This is a genomic window from Pseudomonas congelans (assembly GCF_900103225.1).
In the GTDB taxonomy this organism is placed as follows: Bacteria; Pseudomonadota; Gammaproteobacteria; order Pseudomonadales; family Pseudomonadaceae; genus Aquipseudomonas; species Aquipseudomonas congelans.
Genome location: NZ_FNJH01000001.1, coordinates 432,241 through 449,990 on the forward strand (window position 1 = coordinate 432,241; position 17,750 = coordinate 449,990).

Genomic DNA, 17,750 nt, shown 5'->3' on the forward strand with positions numbered 1-17,750 from the left:
TGCTTAGGGTATATTCCTCAACGTTTTCGCAGGTTGCAAAACAGATACACGCCTAGTCGGGGCGTAGCGCAGTCCGGTAGCGCACTAGCATGGGGTGCTAGGGGTCGAGTGTTCGAATCACTCCGTCCCGACCATATAATTCAATGACTTAGCCCAATCTGAGAAGGTTGGGCTTTTTCATGCGCGTGAGTTTTGATTGATTCGCTGTCTCTCGATGGTTGTCACCCTTTGCAAATTGTCACAACCACTCCGTGTGATCATTTTCTGACACCATGTTTGCAGCCTAGGTCAGGTGATCCGAGCATTGGTCCTGCGGAGGGACGGATAGGACAAGGAAGGTGATTGCAGGGTTCTGCAGTGGTACTGATTCCACAGAGGTACTAACATGTGACTGATTTTTGCATTTTTGTTTTTGAAGAACAGGGAGTTCTATGTCTTTTGATGCGTTTATGAAGGTTGATGGTGTTGAGGGCGAGTCTCTTGACGATGGGCACAAAGGTTGGGTCGAATTGCTTTCCTACCACTACAACGCCATGCAGTCCATCAGTCAGACTGCCAGCTCGAGTGGGGGAGCTACTGCTGGAGGGGTTTCCCTTGGCGATTTCCAGATCAGCAAATATGTAGATAGAGCCACCCCTAAGCTATTTGAGCTTTGCTGTAGGGGGTCGCATATCAAAAATGTGACTATTCGAATCCATCGTGCAGGAACTGAAAAATTCAAGTATATGGACATCGTACTTTAAGAAGTTCTGATCTCATTAGTCAGCGGTCAAGGTGCCGACCAGTCAGGTTTCCCCGTAGAAGTAGTAAACCTGAATTACGGCCGCATTAAATTTGAATACTCACAACAACGTCGCGCTGATGGTGGTAGTGCCGGCATCGTTTCTGGGGGCTGGGACAGGACTGCGAATAAGCCATTTGCGTAAATGAATGGATTGAGTGCCAACAGATAAAATGGAAAATTTAATCTCATGGGGGGATGTATGACTAACCGCACATACGTTGCCCAGAGGGAATGAAGAATGAAACCAACAGACGAGAACGGCACAAACTATTTGCTGGTCAGTACTGCCGCCGAGAAGCTAGGAGAGCAAGCCTGTACATTAGGTATTAAGCATATTAATAATGGCACACTGCGATTGCAATTCAACCGTGAAGTCGCCTGTTACGCCAGAAGTATTGTTAATGATGTTTCTGAAGGTAAGAAAAGTCCTGAGCAGGGCCTGAAAGAAATAAAGGATGAACAAGATAGCTTGTTTGCCCAGTCATGGGAGGTTGCCAAAAAAGGCGTTGGAGCAGTCGCCGGAGCAATGCAAGTCGTAGCGGGTGCGGGCATTTGCTATGGCTCTGTCGGTACGTTGTGCCTCGTTGCAGGTTTGCCAATTATGGCTCATGGTGCAAATAACGTTTATGAAAACGGGCGCAACCTTTGGGAGGGGCGTAGTGATACAGAAGGCCCAGTAAGAAAGGGATACCAGGCAGCAGCGAAAGCAGTTGGTTACGGGGCACGAGAAGGTAATATGGCCTACGGGTCAGCTGACCTTGCGATGTCTGTATACGGTGTCACGAAGCTGGTTTTAAAACCAGATTCTTGGCGGCTATTTAGATATATTAGAACTGACTATGTTCGTGCATATAGAAACACGTCAGTACCTGTGTTAGTTATAGATAGAGCCGCCGACGCCATCACAGTAGACGGGATACAGAAACAGTGAGCCGACAAAAAGCTGGACGATTTTTTTCAAACGCAAGAGTCTATTTATTTGCGATTGCGTGCGCTGCTTTTCATTCGGTATGGATATTGCTTCTTCTTGATTATTTTTTTGATCTCAATGTTTTCGTGGTCAGGTTTGTAGGTGCGCTAATTTTTATTATAATTTCTTTTTTTTGCATAAAATTATTCCATCAAAAAATAAACAGGCTTTGATTTGCATGGTCGGCAATATACAGATTTTCTGAATTAATCAGAGGCTCAATGATGAGTTGATCAGTATACCGATTACGTACGCCTGTCCATGTCCAATACTGTCGATTTCAGGGCTGATCGAGAGGTGACCTTGCCCCCGAGAAACGTATCCTTTAACCCGGCGTCGGGGTTGAGTATCTAGGGTTGTTGCCTTTGCTAGTTCTGCTCGTCTGGTATTGGCTGAAACCTCCTTGCTTGCACATATAAAGACCTGGCGCTTTTTAGAAGAGGCGCAGTCCCGTGCCAGCGTCCTCATCCAGCCACTCGGAATAGCCAATAGCTGTTACCTAAAATCGTGGCGACCTTCCCCCACACGAACGCTTTGCCCCTAGGCCCGCGACACGAGCTCCCACCAAAGCACCCACTGTCTCCAAAAAAATAATTTGACATATGTTATTTGTGATCACATATTCGTGCCATAAGAAAGCCAATATGAGTCACTCCCCATGACAGATCGTCCCATCCTCCTGCCCGCCATGCGGCAGGTTTCTCGCGATACCCTCCAGGATCAGGTGTACCGGCAGATTCGTGAAGCGCTGATGAGCGGGCGCTTTCAGCCGGGTCAGAAGCTGACGATCCGTGGTCTGGCCGAGGCGCTGGGTTCCAGTCCGATGCCGGTGCGCGAAGCACTGAATCGTCTCAGTGCAGAGAACGCCTTCGAAGTCACCGAAACCGCCCGGCTGCGTGTGCCCATGATGACCCCGGAGCGGCTGCGCGAGATTCGCGATGCGCGTGTGGCGCTGGAAGGTCTGTTGGCCGAGAAAGCCGTGATTCTGATCAACGACGCCGATCTTGCCGACATCAGCCAGCTCTGTGGGCAGATGCAGAAGGCTGCTGACAGCGTTGATGTCGCGCTCTATCTGTGGACCAACTTTGCCTTTCACCGGCGCATTTATGCGGTAGCCAAGGCTGAGCTCATCGTGGCAGCAGTGGAGAATTTCTGGCTGCACATCGGTCCGTGTTTCGCGTTGGTTGCGCCTGACCGGGCGCATCTTCAGCGTTCGATGGAGGCGCACAACCGTATCGTCGAGGCGTTGGCGGCGCGTGATGGGGCGGCGGCTCGTGCAGCTGTCACCGACGACATCATGCAGGCTGCCGACTCTCTGACACGCCTGATCGCAAAGAGCGACCGCTCCAGGTCGCGTGTCTCGGGAGTGAAAAAAGTATGAGTGTTCTCAATCGGCTGGTTCCCTATGCAGGTCTGCGTGTCCTTATTTCCGGCGGTGCAGCCGGGATCGGTGAGGTGTTGGCGGCGGCTTACCTGGAAGCGGGGGCAAAGGTACATGTGTGCGATGTCAGCGAGGCGGCCATTGCGGCATTCCTCGATCGCCATCCAGGCAGTGTCGCCACCCACGCAGACGTTGCTGATCCGGCGCAGATCGAAGTGGTATTCAAGGTGCAGCGCGAGCAATTCGGTGGTCTTGATGTGCTGATCAACAACGCCGGGATTGCCGGTCCGACGGCAGGCATCGATGCCATTAGCGAAGAAGAGTGGCAGCGCACCATCGACATCAATCTCACCGGGCAATACCGCTTCGCTCATCACGCGGTGCCGTTGCTCAAGGCCTCGCCCAACGCTCACCTGATCCATATCGCTTCGGTCGCCGGTCGCTTGGGCTATGCCTGGCGCACCCCGTATGCCGCGACCAAGTGGGCGATTGTCGGGCTAATGAAGTCGCTGGCGTCCGAGCTGGGGGAAAGTGATATCCGCGTCAATGCCTTGCTGCCGGGTATTGTCGAAGGTCCGCGCATGGACGGAGTAATTCGGGCCCGTGCGCAACAGATGAACGTGCCGGAGGAGGAGATGCGCGAGGAGTACCTGAAAAAGATTTCGCTCAAGCGCATGGTCACCGCCGAGGACGTTGCCGCAATGGCACTGTTTTTATGCTCCCCCGCCGCCCGCAATGTCACGGGTCAGGCCATCAGTGTGGATGGCAACGTCGAGTACCTCTGAGGATTCGGCCCGATAGCAACCATGACCGGACGTCGTCCGAGTCATGTTCCAAATCAGACTTCTCGCCAACAACAAGAACGGAGAATGCTCATGCCCAAAAAACGTCCGGTCATCATCACCTGCGCCGTCACGGGGGCGATCCACACGCCGTCGATGTCGCCTCATTTGCCGATCACGCCGCAGGAAATCGCCGATGCAGCCATCGGTGCCGCCGAGGCCGGGGCCTCGATCGTTCATTTGCACGCCCGCGACCCTCGTGACGGGCGGCCCAGTCAGGATGTCGATCTGTTTCGGCAGTTCCTGCCGCAGATCAAGGCAAAGAGCGACGTGGTGATCAATATCACTACTGGCGGCGCGCCGACCATGGGCGTGGAAGAGCGCCTGCAACCGGTGGCGCAGCTCAAGCCGGAACTCGCTTCGTTGAACATGGGCTCAATGAACTTCGGGCTGTACGAAATGCTGGATCGCTACAGCGAATTCAAGCACGACTGGGAGCGGCCCTATCTGGCCGAGAGCGACGACCGGATTTTCCGTAACACCTTCCGCGACATCGCGCACATCCTCAATACATGCGCCGAGAACCGCACACGCTTTGAAATTGAATGCTACGACATCGGTCATCTGTACACCGCAGCGCACTTTCTGCAGCGCGGGTTGCTTAAGGCACCGATTTTCATCCAGTCGGTATTCGGTTTGCGCGGCGGTATCGGCGGGCATCCTGAAGACCTGGCGCACATGCGCCGTACGGCTGACCGCCTGTTTGGCGATGCCTATCAGTGGTCGATCCTGGGGGCCGGTCGCAATCAGATTCCGCTGGGCACCATGGGCCTGTCGATGGGTAGTCATGTGCGTGTCGGCCTGGAGGATTCGCTGTGGGACGGGCCGGGCAAGCTGGCGGCGTCCAATGCCGATCAGGTCAAGCGTATCCGCACGGTGATCGAAGCGCTGGGCGGGCAGGTGGCGACGCCGGATGAAGCCCGTGAAATGCTCGACCTGAAGGGGCAGGACAAGGTTAATTTCTAGTCGCCGCAAAATGCGTCATCTCAATAACAACAAGACAGAGGTGAAAAATGCGTATCGAAATCGTTGTCGACGTGAAGACCACGCTAGGCGAAGGTCCGGTCTGGGATGTCGAGCAACAGCGCCTGTACTGGATCGACAGCTTCGACGGCCGTGTCCTGCGTTGCACGGACGACGGGCGCGAACTGCGCGCCTGGGATGTCGGCCAGAAAATCGGTTCCATGGCCTTGCGCAAGCATGGCGACGCGGCGCTTGTCGCGTTGCAGACCGGCATCTACAACCTTGACCTGCCGAGCGGCGATCTCGAGCTGATCGTCGACCCTGAACCCGGCTTGCCGAACAATCGGCTCAATGATGGCAAGGTCGATCGGCAGGGCCGCTTCATCGTGGGCTCGATGGACACGCAGGAGGATCAGGCCAGCGCAAAGCTGTATCGCCTCGACCCTGACCTGAGCCTGCACACCCTGGATGAGGGCATCATCGTGTCCAACGGCCCTTGCTGGAGTCCGGGCGGGGAAACTTTTTATTTCGCCGACACCTGGTCAGGAGAGATCTGGACCTACGATTACGACAACGCCAGCGGCGCAGTCTCCAACAGACGCACCTTTACCAAGGTCGACACCTCGGCAGGGGGCGCGGCGGATGGCTGCACCGTGGATGCCGAAGGCTGTCTGTGGCAAGCGCTGGTGTATGCCGGAAAACTGGTGCGTTACACCCCTGACGGGCAGGTGGATCGCATCATCGACATGCCCGTGAAGAAAGTGACCAGTCTGACCTTCGGCGGTCCGAATCTGGACACACTGTTTGTCACCTCCATGGCCAAGCCGCCGTTGCCGCGTTTTCCGGAAGATGGCCAGCAGCGCGGTGCCCTGTTCGCCATCACCGGGCTGGGTGTGAAAGGCATTGCCGAGCGGCGCTTTGCCAGTTAACCCACCAACAGACCGAACCTGAACGTTAAGGACGACTGAACCCTTTCTCGCTGGGGCGTGCGCGACACGCCTGGAGATTTCCCATGCCAAATAACAAGAATGCATCGCTGGGCAAGATTCATCGTTTTTCGTGGGTGTCGTTGCTGGTCTGCTGGATGATCTGGATTTTGAACGCCTACGATCGCGAGATCGTCTTGCGCCTGGGGCCGACGATTTCCAAGCATTTCGACCTGTCTGCGGATCAGTGGGGGACGGTGGCAACGGTGGTCATGCTGGCACTGGCCGTTCTCGATATTCCCGGCTCTATCTGGAGTGATCGCTACGGCGGTGGGTGGAAGAGGGCGCGCTTTCAGGTGCCGCTGGTACTGGGTTACACCGCGCTGTCGTTTCTGTCGGGCTTCAAGGCATTGAGTGGCAGCCTGGCCAGTTTCATCGCCTTGCGCGTCGGGGTGAATCTGGGCGCTGGCTGGGGCGAGCCTGTCGGTGTCAGCAATACTGCCGAGTGGTGGCCAGTAGAACGTCGCGGTTTTGCTCTGGGCGCGCACCATACCGGTTACCCCATCGGCGCGATGCTCAGCGGCATTGTCGCCAGTTTCGTGATCAGCACTTACGGAGAGGAAAACTGGCGTTATGTATTCTTCTTCGCCTTCGTCGTAGCGCTGCCGCTGATGATTTTCTGGGCACGCTACTCGACGGCCGAGCGCATCACCCAACTGTACGTGGATATCGCTGCCAAAGGCATGACCCCGCCGGACAGCACACCGTCGACCAATGTAAAAGGCCAGGTGTGGAAGTCGGTGAAGGCAACCCTGAGCAACCGCAACATCGCCCTGACTGCCGGTAACACCCTGCTTACGCAAGTGGTGTACATGGGCGTCAACATTGTTCTGCCAGCCTATCTGTACAACATCCTCAGCCTGTCGCTGGCCGAGTCGGCGGGAATGAGCGTGGTGTTCACCCTGACCGGCATCCTCGGGCAATTGATCTGGCCATCGCTGTCGGACATCATCGGTCGGCGCATCACATTGATCATCTGCGGCATATGGATGGCGGTCAGCGTCGGGGCCTTTTACTTCGCCAACACCATCCTGATCGTCATCGCCGTGCAGTTGCTTTTCGGCCTGGTCGCCAATGCTGTCTGGCCCATCTACTACGCGGTCGCTTCCGACTCGGCGCAACCTTCGGCGACCTCCACAGCCAACGGGATCATCACCACAGCGATGTTCATCGGCGGCGGTATCGCCCCGGTGCTGATGGGAACGCTGATTTCCATGGGCGGTGGCTGGACCAGCCTCAGCGGCTATACCGTGTGCTTTTTCGTAATGGCCGGTTGCGCATTGGGCGGGGCGTTCCTGCAGCTGTTTTCTCACCGTCCAGAGTTGCTGACGGTGCAGCGGAGCGTGTGAGGACGGGCAGTGATGTCACTTGGTTCTGATCTGAAATAGCCGTAAGCCGCTATGTAGGGATGCTTGGTATCTGGACTAATGCGTCAGCCTGCGGGGACCGGAAAGACAGCGTAAGCGCTCAAAATCTGTCCCCGTATCAACCGGAAAACTTCACTTTAAAAGGGGTCGCAAGCGCTTTTCGGGCCGTTAAACCGATTCAATAGCGAAGATAAAGTATGACTTTTCCCTCCATTACTTGCTATTCAGCGACATCTGAGCTGTCGCAATCAGAACATACCTTGACTAACACAGGCAAAAACTTGACGTCAGAAATCTTCGGGCGTCAAGTTTTTCGAGTTGTATAGAGTATTGAATGCCAAGTGTAATAAAAATTTTTTATCGTTAAATATCATTGCCTTAGCTTGGTTTATAGCCGTTATTCAGGTTTTGTAAGCTTATAGCTTCTAAAGTTACTGAGCTGGCGGGCGACATGAGTACTATCTCAATGACATCAATCATAAAAGTTGGTTCAGCCCATTTTTACGAGTGATAGCGCCCACCATGCAAGCCACGGAATGGCTAGTTCAGGACCGACATCATGTTCAGCAAACTCAGCATCTCGCAAAAGCTTTACTTCAGCTTTGCCGCGATCATCGTGCTTATCGTCGTCCTTGTCGCGAGTGCTTACAGAGGTTTCGAGCAGGTCGAAGAGGCTACAAACAGCAATGTTCATACGTATCAGGTGTTGAGCGAAGCGCAACTTGCCCTTGAACAGCTGATCAATATCGAGACCGGGATGCGAGGCTTTGTCATCGCTTCGAAGGATGCGTTCCTGGAGCCATTGGTGGCGGGGGAGAGGCGTTTCAACGAAGAACTCGATTCGCTCAAGCGCCTGACAGCTGACAATGCGGAGCAGCAGCGCCGCCTGGCCGCTCTGGGTGATACCCAGAAGCGCTGGCTCGATGAAGATATCAATCCGATCATCGCCCTGCGCCGCGATCTGACTGCACGCAATATGCCTGATGATGAGCTGGATGCACGCATCACCTCGGGGGCCGACAAAGCCAAGATGGACAGCATGCGTGCTCTGCTCGCTGAAATCAGCGGTACTGAGCAAAAGTTGCTGGTTCAGCGCAGTCAGGAAATGTCCGATGCCAAGCGGTTTGCGATCATGATTCTGATGTGCGGCGGCCTGGCCGCGGCTGTTCTTGCGATGATCCTTGCCGCTGTATTGGGGCGCAGCACCACGGCGCGCTTGCAACTGGCCATTGATGCCGCAACGGCAATTGCCAATGGCAAGCTGGACACTGTGATCGACACCAGCAGTCACGATGAACTGCCGAAAGCCTTTGATCGTATGCAGAATCGCCTGCGCGAGATGATTCAACAGATCAGCCAGGCCGCCAATCAACTGGTCGTCGCCGTGCAACAGATTTCCGGTGCTTCCGAACAGCTGTCCGGTGCTATCCAGGAACAGTCGACGTCCGCCTCGGCGATGGCGGCCACTATCGAAGAACTGACCGTCAGCATCCATCACGTTTCCGAAAACGCCGATGAGGCGCATGAACTCGCCAGCCGCTCAGGGCAGCAGTCGAAGGACGGTGCGCAGGTCATCGAAAATACCCTGTCCAGCATGAATGGCATCGCCCGGACAGTGCAGCTGTCTTCTACTCAGGTCGCAGGACTGGGTCAGCACTCCGAGCACATTTCGTCGATCGTCAGCGTGATTCAGGGCATTGCCGATCAGACCAACCTGCTGGCCCTCAACGCTGCCATCGAGGCGGCGCGTGCCGGTGAACAGGGACGTGGCTTCGCAGTGGTTGCCGACGAAGTACGCCTGCTGGCGCAGAACACCGGCAAGTCCACCAAGGAAATCGCCGGGATGATCGATAAAATTCAGGCGGGCGTACGGGAAACCGTCGAGAGCATGCGCAGCGGCGTTCAGGAAGTGAACGAAGGCGTGGAAATGGCGGGCACTGCCGGTCAAGCGATCATTGAGATTCGCGACAGTTCGGGCAAGGTTCTGCAGGTGGTCGACCAGATATCTTTCGCGCTGCGTGAGCAAACCGCCGCCAGCCAGGATGTTGCACGTAACGTCGAGCGCTCTGCGCAAATGGCTGAACAGAACAACATGTCGGTTCAGGAACTGCTCAAGACCAGCGGCGGCCTGAAGATCCTCGCCACCAGCCTGCAGACGGAAGTGGGCAAGTTTCGGCTATAAGGTCTGAAGAAAGCTCGTCAACCCGCTCACGCTGCTGAAAACCCCGGTATTGGTCTATGGCTAATCCCGGGGTTTTTTCTGGCATATTCAAAAAACGCACCTAACCTTTGGTGCCTTGATGACATACCCGTGGAGGTCGTCAGAACCGGTCAAAAGGGGTGCCAAGCGTGATGCCCTGCGGGCTTTCAGGTCGTCCGGCAGGGCAAGGATGAGCAGTACATCGGAATTCATGCAATGAAATGGCAGCGCAGGCTGTCTCAGGACTGATACCTTTTTACGTCAATGCTGAGCCAGAATACTGTCCAGCAGACCCGGGAAACGGCTTTCCAAGACCTGTTTACGCAGCGAGTTCATGTGCGTGGTGCCCACGTTGCGCGTCTGTACGAGCCCGGCATCGCGCAGCACGCGGAAGTGATGGGACATGCTGGATTTGGGACGTCCGCCGTCCAGTTCGCCGCAGGTGGCTTCTGCAACGCCGGCCAGGCAGCGCACGATTCCCATGCGAACGGGATCACTCAAGGCATAGAGCACGCGTTCGAGTGTGAGGTCTTCAGGATCGGGGTGTTGGAAGGTTCGCATGGCGGGGATGATATCAAGGCTTCCGTTTATTGCCATAGTTCGATTACCATCGAACAACTGAAATCAAAAGTCATCTGGCCTACGGGAGCTTTCCAATGTCTGCATTGTTCGAACCCTTCAAACTGAAAGACGTGACGCTGCGCAACCGAATCGCCATTCCTCCGATGTGCCAGTACTCGGCAACCGAAGGTGTTATCAACGACTGGCACCACGTGCATCTGGCCAGCATGGCACGCGGTGGTGCGGGCCTGTTGGTGGTCGAAGCTACCGCCGTCGCGCCGGAAGGGCGTATTACCCCCGGTTGCACTGGTATCTGGAATGACGAACAGGCGCAGGCATTCGTGCCTGTCGTCAAAGCCATCAAGGCTGCAGGGTGCGTGCCGGGTATTCAGATTGCCCACGCCGGCCGCAAGGCCAGCGCCAACCGTCCGTGGGAAGGCGATGACCATATCGCGGCTTCCGATTCGCGCGGCTGGGACACTATCGCTCCGTCCGCCATCGCGTTCGGTGCCAATCTGCCGAAAGTCCCGCGCGCCATGACCCTGGAAGACATCGCTCGTGTTCGCCAGAACTTTGTCGATGCTGCCCGTCGCGCTCGCGATGCGGGCTTTGAATGGATCGAGCTGCATTTTGCCCACGGCTACCTGGGACAGAGCTTCTTCTCCGAGCACTCCAACCAGCGTACCGATGAGTACGGCGGCAGCTTTGATAACCGCAGCCGTTTCCTGCTGGAAACCCTGGCCGCAGTACGTGAGGTCTGGCCTGAGAACCTGCCGCTCACCGCACGTTTTGGTGTTATCGAATACGACGGCCGCGACGAGCAGACGCTTGCAGAGTCGATCGAACTGGCGCGCCGCTTCAAGGCTGGCGGTCTGGACCTGCTGAGTGTCAGCGTCGGTTTCAGTACCCCGGACGCCAACATTCCATGGGGGCCTGCGTTCATGGGGCCTGTTGCCGAGCGTGTGCGTCGTGAAGCGGATATTCCGGTGACCAGCGCGTGGGGCTTCGGCGAGCCGAAGCTGGCTGAAGAGGCGGTCAAGTCAGGCCAGCTCGATCTGGTCTCGATTGGCCGTGCGCATCTGGCCGATCCGCACTGGGCCTACTTCGCAGCGAAAGAACTGGGCGTGGAAAAATCCGCCTGGACCCTGCCTGCGCCTTACGCTCACTGGCTTGAACGTTATCGCTGAGCACGCCTGACCTGAAGATATGCATGCGTTGGTGGCATCTACAGCATGTGTATCTTCTCTTCCTCTGGAGTGGTGGGCGGCGCTTGCCAACCACCACCCAGCGCTTTGAAGACGGCAACCGCCGCTTGCGCGGATTCGACTTTCGCCTGCGCATTGGAGTCGGCGACCTGCAGCATTTTCTCGTCGGCGCGCAGAACCTCGATCAAACTGGCAGCACCTTTGCTGTAGCTTGCGAATGAGGATTGCCGGGCCGAAGCAAGTGCAGCTTCGCCTTTATCCAGCATTGCAGCTTGAGTTTCGCGGTTGGCCAACGAAGAGAAAGCGTTTTCAACGTCCTCAGTGGCACGCAAAACTGACTGTCGATAAGCCGCCAAAGCCTCTGCCTCTTGTCCTTTGGCTTGACCGATCCGGGCGTTCACCCGGCCGAAATCGAAAAGCCTCCAGCGCAGCCCCAAAACACCTGCTGACTGACTGGCACCGCCGGTAAACAGATTGCCGCTCGACACAGCTGTGGCGCTGCCCAGCAATGCGCTGAGTGAAAGTTTCGGGTAATACTCGCTGATCGCCACGCCGATACGCGCGTTCGAAGCGGCGAGGCGCCGCTCAGCCACTATCAGATCGGGTCTGCGACGTAGAAGATCGGCTGGCGTTCCTGTCGACGCGAGCTCAGGTGTGTGCGGGATTGGACCTGCTTCAGCCAATGAACTTCGATGAGTGCCAGGCGGTACACCCAGCATCACGTCGAGCGCGTTCATCGCCGCGTCGAGACCAGTTTGCAGAATCGGCATTGTTGCCTGCACTTGTAAAAGCTCTGCTTCGATCTGACGGACTTCATATTCCGGGGACAGACCACGCTCATAGAGAAGCTGGACTTTTTCCAGCAGGTCTTGCCGGGTTTGAACCTGTCGGCGCGTGATCGCCAGCCTGGCTTGCAGGCCACGGATGGTGATGTAGGTATCGGCGGTCCGCGCTGCCACAGCGAGCCTGGCAGCCGCAACACCTGCCTGCGAAGCTTGATATTCAGCCAGTGCAGCCTGTCGGCTGCGTCTCAAACCGCCAAAAACGTCCAGCTCCCAGCTTGCCGTCAGATTGGCTTCATAGGAATTGCCATAACGGTCGTAGCCAGGTGCCGAGTTCAGGACCTGACCGAGTGGAGTCTCCACCGATTGATGAGCGCGAGCCGTCTGTGCATCGATGTTGCCCGCTGGGAGTAGGGCGGCGGTCGCCGCATCTGCTCCGGCGCGTGCCTGAGCAAGTTGCGCGCTGGCTTGAGCGAGATCGAGATTCTGCGCCAGGGCGCGTGACACGAAGCTGCTCAGTAACGGATCATCAAAACCGTCCCACCACGCGGCACTGACAAGCGGATGCGCGGTAATATTCGCAGCGCCACGGGGTTGAGTCAGATAGCGGTCAGGCAGGGGCGCATCTGGACGCCGGTAATCCGGGCCCACGGCGCAGCCCGACAGCAGACCGGTGCTCATGACCAGTACGTACGTACAAAGCGGGCGCATGGAAATTCCTTGAGGTGATCAGGTTGTGACTATATTACGATTCGGTCACTTGTTGTCAATGAGTGTTCACCTAGCTAAGCTGGAAATATGACTAAACAAATCAAGACGTCGCCAGTGCGCGGTCCCTCCGACCACAGCGTTCGCGACCAGGTTGTCGAAGCGGCAACACAGCATTTCGGCCACTACGGCTATGAGAAAACCACAGTCTCGGATCTGGCCAAGGCCATTGGGTTTTCCAAGGCCTACATCTACAAGTTCTTCGACTCCAAGCAAGCCATCGGCGAAGTGATCTGCTCGAACCGGCTGGCGATGATCATGGCGCTGGTGAACTCGGCCATCAGCGAAGCGCCAACGGCGTCGGAGAGGCTGCGCCGCCTGTTCCGTTCGCTTGTGGAGGCCGGTAGCGATCTGTTTTTTCACGACCGGAAGCTGTATGACATAGCCGCTGTTGCAGGCCGCGATCAGTGGCCTTCTGCTGCCGCGCACGACGAGCGCATTCGCCAGCTCATCCAGCAAATCGTTCTTGAAGGCAGGGAGTCGGGAGAGTTCGAACGCAAGACACCTCTGGACGAGGCCGTTCAGGCCATTCACCTAGTCATGCGTCCGTACATCAACCCGGTGCAATTGCAATATAACCTCGACATTGTGGCGACAGCCCCGGTCCATTTGTCGGCGTTGATACTGCGAAGTCTGGCGCCGTGAGCTTGTGACCATTGACTAATTTGGTCACTTTCCGGAGAATCGTATCCCTGCTCACTTGATTTCAAGTAGGGATCCCATGCTCCTGTCCAGACACAAAACCACTGCCTTGTTGTTATTGCCTCTCTTTTTGACTGCGTGCAGCGAGTCGTCCGGGGTGCGCGATCCACGTACCCAGTCGCCTCTGGTAAGGGCGGCCACTGTTGCAAATGCTGATCAAGCCTCCCGTTTGTTCACCGGGGTTGTGGTCGCTCGGGTTCAGAGCGACCTTGGGTTTCGGGTTTCCGGGAAGGTGCTTGAGCGCCTGGTGGATACCGGCCAGACCGTCAAGCGCGGTGAGCAACTGATGCGCCTGGACCCCGTTGACCTTGGGCTTCAGGCTCAGGCCCAACAGCAGGCGGTTGCCGCCGCTGTGGCACGAGCCAGGCAGACCGCCGATGACGAAGCGCGTAACCGTGACCTGGTCGTCGCTGGTGCGATATCCGCTTCCGCCTACGACAGGATCAAATCCCTGGCCGACACCGCCAAGGCAGAACTGAGTGCTGCACAAGCGCAGGCCAGCGTGGCGCGCAACGCAAGCGGGTACGCTGTTTTACTGGCGGACGCCGACGGCGTTGTGGTCGATACGCTGGTCGAGCCTGGACAGGTCGTCAGCGCAGGCCAGCCCGTGGTCAGGCTGGCAAAGGCGGGGCCACGCGAAGCCATTGTCCATCTGCCTGAAACCTTGCGGCCGACTATTGGTGATCGGGCTGAGGCCAGACTGTATGGCGACAGTGCGCGCGTCATACCGGCAAGGCTGCGGCTGCTCTCTGACGCCGCAGACCCGCTGACGCGTACGTTTGAAGCCAGGTATGTGCTTGAAGGCTCAAACCTCAGTGCGCCTCTGGGGTCAACGGTGTCCCTCGATATCGCTGTGGGCAAGGCAGCCCGGCAGTCGCTGGCGGTACCCATTGCTGCTCTGCATGACCCGGGTCAAGGCCCGGGTGTCTGGGTCATTGCAGGTACGCCTGCCAAAGTCACCTGGCGCGCCTTGCAACTGCTGGGTGTGAGTGACGATTTGGCAAACGTGAGTGGCGGTCTCCAGGCCGGCGAGCAGGTCGTGGCATTGGGCACGCATTTGCTTCACGACGGTGAGGAAGTGCGCGTGCAGCAGAGTGTTATCACCGCTGAGGCACGGCCATGAATCCGGGACGCTTCAATCTTTCTGCACTGGCCGTTCGCGAACGCGCCATCACACTTTTTCTGATTATTTTGATAGGCGTGGCCGGTACGCTTTCATTTTTCAAACTGGGTCGTGCGGAAGATCCGCCTTTCACCGTCAAGCAAATAACCGTCATTTCTGCCTGGCCTGGCGCAACCGCTCAGGAGATGCAGGATCAGGTCGCCGAGCCGCTTGAAAAGCGCATGCAGGAATTGAAGTGGTACGACCGTAGCGAGACCTACACCCGGCCGGGTCTGGCATTCACTATGGTTTCATTTCAGGACAAGACCCCACCTTCCCAGGTGCAGGAAGAGTTTTATCAGGCGCGCAAGAAACTCAGTGATGCCGCGAAGTCGTTGCCTGCGGGGGTCATTGGTCCGATGGTCAATGATGAATTCTCGGACGTGACCTTTGCGCTGTTTGCGTTGAAAGCCAAAGGTGAACCGCAGCGGCTGCTGGTACGCGATGCCGAGTCACTGCGCCAGCGTCTGCTGCATGTGCCGGGCGTGAAGAAGATCAATATCATCGGCGAACAGGCCGAACGAATTTTTGTGTCGTTCTCCCACGAGCGGCTGGCAACATTGGGCTTCTCTCCTCAGGACATTTTTTCGGCGCTCAACGAACAGAACGTCCTGACCCCTGCCGGTTCGATTGAAACCAGCGGGCCGCAGGTGTTTCTGCGTCTGGACGGTGCCTTCGACACCCTTGAGAAAATCCGCAACACGCCGATTGTGGCGCGGGGTAAAACGCTGAAGCTCCAGGACGTGGCGACAGTGGAGCGCGGCTATGAAGACCCGGCGACCTTTCTGGTCCGCAACCAGGGGGAGCCGGCCCTGTTGCTGGGCATTGTGATGCGCGACGGCTGGAACGGCCTGGACCTGGGTAAAGCGCTGGAAGCAGAAACCGTCAGAATCAATCAAGGCATGCCATTGGGAATGACGCTTTCGAAGGTCACTGACCAGTCGGTGAACATCGGTTCGGCCGTTGACGAGTTCATGATCAAATTCTTCGTCGCCCTGCTTGTGGTGATGCTGGTCTGCTTTCTCAGCATGGGCTGGCGCGTCGGTGTGGTGGTCGCAGCAGCCGTACCGCTGACGCTGGCCATTGTCTTCGTCGTGATGGAAGCGACAGGCAAGAACTTTGATCGTATTACCCTGGGATCACTGATCCTGGCGCTGGGCCTGTTGGTGGACGACGCAATCATTGCTATCGAAATGATGGTGGTGAAGATGGAGGAAGGCTACGACCGGATCAAGGCGTCAGCCTATGCCTGGAGTCACACAGCTGCGCCCATGCTTGCCGGTACCCTGGTGACCGCTGTCGGCTTCATGCCGAACGGTTTTGCGCAATCGACTGCCGGCGAGTACACCAGCAACATGTTCTGGATTGTCGGCATCGCCTTGATCGCCTCCTGGATAGTTGCAGTGGTTTTCACACCTTATCTGGGGGTGAAGATGCTGCCGGCAATCAAGCCGGTTGAAGGCGGACATGCCGCCATCTACGACACTGCGCATTACAATCGTTTCAGGCGGATTCTGGCCCATGTCATTGCCAGGAAGTGGTGGGTGGCGGGTGCGGTGATCGCTGCATTTGTGGTGGCGGTTCTCGGGATGGGAGCGGTCAAGAAGCAATTCTTCCCGACCTCCGATCGCCCGGAAGTACTGATCGAAGTGCAGATGCCCTACGGCACATCCATCGAGCAGACCAGCGCCACCACCGCCAAGGTCGAGGCGTGGCTGCAAAAGCAGGATGCCGCGAAGATCGTCACGTCCTACATCGGCCAGGGCTCGCCACGTTTTTATCTGGCAATGGCGCCGGAGCTGCCGGACCCATCGTTTGCAAAGATCGTTGTACTGACTGAAAGCCAGGACGCACGTGAGGCGCTCAAGCTGCGGATTCGTGAAGCGGTTGCTGACGGGCTTGCACCCGAGGCCCGGGTGCGGGTCACACAGCTCGTGTTCGGTCCTTATTCACCGTTTCCCGTGGCGTATCGCGTGCGCGGGCCAGACCCTGACACATTGCGCGAGATCGCCGGGCGGGTCGAAGCCGTGATGGCGGCGAGTCCGATGATGCGTACCGTCAACAGCGATTGGGGAGCACGAGCACCCACGCTGCACTTCTCTCTGGATCAGGATCGTTTGCAGGCCGTCGGGCTGACCTCGAGCGCAGTTGCCCGTCAATTGCAGTTCCTGCTCTCAGGTGTCCCTGTCACGTCTGTGCGCGAAGATATCCGTTCAGTGGACGTGATGGGCAGGGCGGCGGGTGACATCCGCCTGGACCCTGCGAAGATCGAGGGTTTCACGCTGGTGGGGGCTGCCGGTCAGCGTATTCCTCTGTCGCAGACCGGAGTGGTCGAAGTGCGTATGGAAGACCCGATTCTGCGCCGCAGAGATCGTGTGCCGACCATCACCGTGCGCGGTGATATTGCGGAAGATCTGCAGCCGCCGGATGTCTCCGCCGTAATCATGAAAGAACTGCAGCCGATCATCGACAGCCTGCCGGAGGGCTATCGGATCGAGCAGGCCGGATCAATAGAGGAGTCGGCGAAGGCCACTGTGGCATTGGCCCCGCTGTTTCCGATCATGATTGCCGTCACCTTGCTGATCATCATCCTTCAAGTGCGTTCGATGTCGGCGATGATGATGGTGTTTTTCACTGCGCCGCTTGGGTTGATCGGCGTTGTGCCGACACTGCTTCTGTTCAATCAGCCGTTCGGCATCAACGCTCTCGTCGGGCTGATCGCGCTGTCCGGCATTCTGATGCGCAATACCTTGATCCTGATCGGGCAGATCGACCATAACGAAAAGCAAGGGCTCGACCCGTTTCGTGCGGTGGTCGAAGCGACCGTACAGCGAGCACGCCCGGTACTGCTCACGGCACTGGCGGCGATCCTGGCGTTCATCCCTCTGACCCATTCGGTGTTCTGGGGCACGCTTGCCTACACGCTGATCGGAGGCACCCTCGGCGGGACTGTCATGACGCTGGTCTTCCTGCCGGCCATGTATTCAATCTGGTTCAAAATCCGTCCGGATAGAGGAACGCAGCCCCGAAACTCCAGCAGTCACGCCTCAACTGGCACAGAGATGAAGAGGATCTGA

General features: G+C 57.1%; 13 protein-coding genes, 1 tRNA gene and 1 pseudogene. 13 read left to right on the forward strand and 2 right to left on the reverse strand.

Annotated features, from left to right (window positions below):
- The first annotated feature begins 57 nt into the window (after positions 1 to 57).
- From BLR20_RS01830 to BLR20_RS01875, 9 genes and pseudogenes are all read left to right on the forward strand, one after another.
- Positions 58 to 134: transfer RNA gene (locus tag BLR20_RS01830), tRNA-Pro, on the forward strand.
- Between the two features lie 297 nt (positions 135 to 431).
- A pseudogene (locus BLR20_RS27945) lies at positions 432 to 926 on the forward strand (Hcp family type VI secretion system effector).
- Positions 927 to 1,022: 96 nt separating this feature from the next.
- Entirely contained in the window at positions 1,023 to 1,715 is a 693-nt protein-coding gene (locus BLR20_RS01840; RefSeq protein WP_054993001.1) for a DUF4225 domain-containing protein, read from the forward strand.
- Positions 1,716 to 2,412: 697 nt separating this feature from the next.
- Positions 2,413 to 3,135, forward strand: a complete 723-nt coding sequence (locus BLR20_RS01850) for a GntR family transcriptional regulator (RefSeq protein WP_054993000.1) — start codon at positions 2,413 to 2,415, stop codon at positions 3,133 to 3,135.
- A complete protein-coding gene (locus tag BLR20_RS01855; protein WP_010433500.1) occupies positions 3,132 to 3,920 on the forward strand; it encodes an SDR family oxidoreductase in 789 nt (262 codons plus the stop codon). Before BLR20_RS01850 ends, BLR20_RS01855 begins: the two co-directional genes overlap by 4 nt.
- A gap of 90 nt (positions 3,921 to 4,010) precedes the next feature.
- Positions 4,011 to 4,943 (forward strand): 3,5-dioxohexanoate:acetyl-CoA acetone transferase, encoded by a 933-nt coding sequence (gene kce / locus BLR20_RS01860; protein WP_010433502.1) that lies wholly within the window; start codon positions 4,011 to 4,013, stop codon positions 4,941 to 4,943.
- Positions 4,944 to 4,990: 47 nt separating this feature from the next.
- Entirely contained in the window at positions 4,991 to 5,869 is an 879-nt protein-coding gene (locus BLR20_RS01865; protein WP_054992999.1) for an SMP-30/gluconolactonase/LRE family protein, read from the forward strand.
- Positions 5,870 to 5,952: 83 nt separating this feature from the next.
- Positions 5,953 to 7,275 (forward strand): MFS transporter, encoded by a 1,323-nt coding sequence (locus BLR20_RS01870; protein ID WP_032614622.1) that lies wholly within the window; start codon positions 5,953 to 5,955, stop codon positions 7,273 to 7,275.
- Positions 7,276 to 7,852: 577 nt separating this feature from the next.
- On the forward strand, positions 7,853 to 9,475 hold the full coding sequence (locus tag BLR20_RS01875; RefSeq protein ID WP_032614624.1) for a methyl-accepting chemotaxis protein: 1,623 nt from the start codon (positions 7,853 to 7,855) through the stop codon (positions 9,473 to 9,475).
- Between the two features lie 279 nt (positions 9,476 to 9,754).
- On the opposite strand, the gene BLR20_RS01880 is transcribed toward BLR20_RS01875, so the two are convergent.
- The gene (locus tag BLR20_RS01880) at positions 9,755 to 10,090 is read right to left on the reverse strand and encodes an ArsR/SmtB family transcription factor (RefSeq protein ID WP_074594313.1); all 336 of its coding nucleotides are present in this window, start codon (positions 10,088 to 10,090) and stop codon (positions 9,755 to 9,757) included.
- Between the two features lie 59 nt (positions 10,091 to 10,149).
- On the opposite strand from BLR20_RS01880, the gene BLR20_RS01885 reads away from it, so the two are divergent.
- Complete coding sequence (locus tag BLR20_RS01885) at positions 10,150 to 11,241, forward strand: NADH:flavin oxidoreductase/NADH oxidase (protein ID WP_010430619.1); 1,092 nt, start codon at positions 10,150 to 10,152, stop codon at positions 11,239 to 11,241.
- A 38-nt stretch (positions 11,242 to 11,279) separates the two neighbouring features.
- Here the strand turns inward: BLR20_RS01885 and BLR20_RS01890 are convergent, their stop codons facing one another.
- Positions 11,280 to 12,752, reverse strand: coding sequence for an efflux transporter outer membrane subunit (locus tag BLR20_RS01890; RefSeq protein ID WP_054992998.1), 1,473 nt, complete (start codon positions 12,750 to 12,752; stop codon positions 11,280 to 11,282).
- Positions 12,753 to 12,839: 87 nt separating this feature from the next.
- On the opposite strand from BLR20_RS01890, the gene BLR20_RS01895 reads away from it, so the two are divergent.
- The 3 genes from BLR20_RS01895 (at position 12,840) to BLR20_RS01905 (ending at position 17,750) form a co-directional block, all read left to right on the forward strand.
- Positions 12,840 to 13,454, forward strand: coding sequence for a TetR/AcrR family transcriptional regulator (locus BLR20_RS01895; protein ID WP_032614630.1), 615 nt, complete (start codon positions 12,840 to 12,842; stop codon positions 13,452 to 13,454).
- Positions 13,455 to 13,530: 76 nt separating this feature from the next.
- The gene (locus tag BLR20_RS01900) at positions 13,531 to 14,634 is read left to right on the forward strand and encodes an efflux RND transporter periplasmic adaptor subunit (protein WP_054992997.1); all 1,104 of its coding nucleotides are present in this window, start codon (positions 13,531 to 13,533) and stop codon (positions 14,632 to 14,634) included.
- Positions 14,631 to 17,750, forward strand: a complete 3,120-nt coding sequence (locus BLR20_RS01905; protein WP_054992996.1) for an efflux RND transporter permease subunit — start codon at positions 14,631 to 14,633, stop codon at positions 17,748 to 17,750. The genes BLR20_RS01900 and BLR20_RS01905 overlap by 4 nt, the downstream gene beginning before the upstream one ends.

Coding starts and splice junctions, on each gene's coding strand:
- BLR20_RS01840 (WP_054993001.1), top strand. CDS start 1,023: ATGAAACCAACAGACGAGAACGGCACAAACTATTTGCTGGTCAGTACT.
- BLR20_RS01850 (WP_054993000.1), top strand. CDS start 2,413: ATGACAGATCGTCCCATCCTCCTGCCCGCCATGCGGCAGGTTTCTCGC.
- BLR20_RS01855 (WP_010433500.1), top strand. CDS start 3,132: ATGAGTGTTCTCAATCGGCTGGTTCCCTATGCAGGTCTGCGTGTCCTT.
- kce (WP_010433502.1), top strand. CDS start 4,011: ATGCCCAAAAAACGTCCGGTCATCATCACCTGCGCCGTCACGGGGGCG.
- BLR20_RS01865 (WP_054992999.1), top strand. CDS start 4,991: ATGCGTATCGAAATCGTTGTCGACGTGAAGACCACGCTAGGCGAAGGT.
- BLR20_RS01870 (WP_032614622.1), top strand. CDS start 5,953: ATGCCAAATAACAAGAATGCATCGCTGGGCAAGATTCATCGTTTTTCG.
- BLR20_RS01875 (WP_032614624.1), top strand. CDS start 7,853: ATGTTCAGCAAACTCAGCATCTCGCAAAAGCTTTACTTCAGCTTTGCC.
- BLR20_RS01880 (WP_074594313.1), bottom strand. CDS start 10,090: ATGGCAATAAACGGAAGCCTTGATATCATCCCCGCCATGCGAACCTTC.
- BLR20_RS01885 (WP_010430619.1), top strand. CDS start 10,150: ATGTCTGCATTGTTCGAACCCTTCAAACTGAAAGACGTGACGCTGCGC.
- BLR20_RS01890 (WP_054992998.1), bottom strand. CDS start 12,752: ATGCGCCCGCTTTGTACGTACGTACTGGTCATGAGCACCGGTCTGCTG.
- BLR20_RS01895 (WP_032614630.1), top strand. CDS start 12,840: ATGACTAAACAAATCAAGACGTCGCCAGTGCGCGGTCCCTCCGACCAC.
- BLR20_RS01900 (WP_054992997.1), top strand. CDS start 13,531: ATGCTCCTGTCCAGACACAAAACCACTGCCTTGTTGTTATTGCCTCTC.
- BLR20_RS01905 (WP_054992996.1), top strand. CDS start 14,631: ATGAATCCGGGACGCTTCAATCTTTCTGCACTGGCCGTTCGCGAACGC.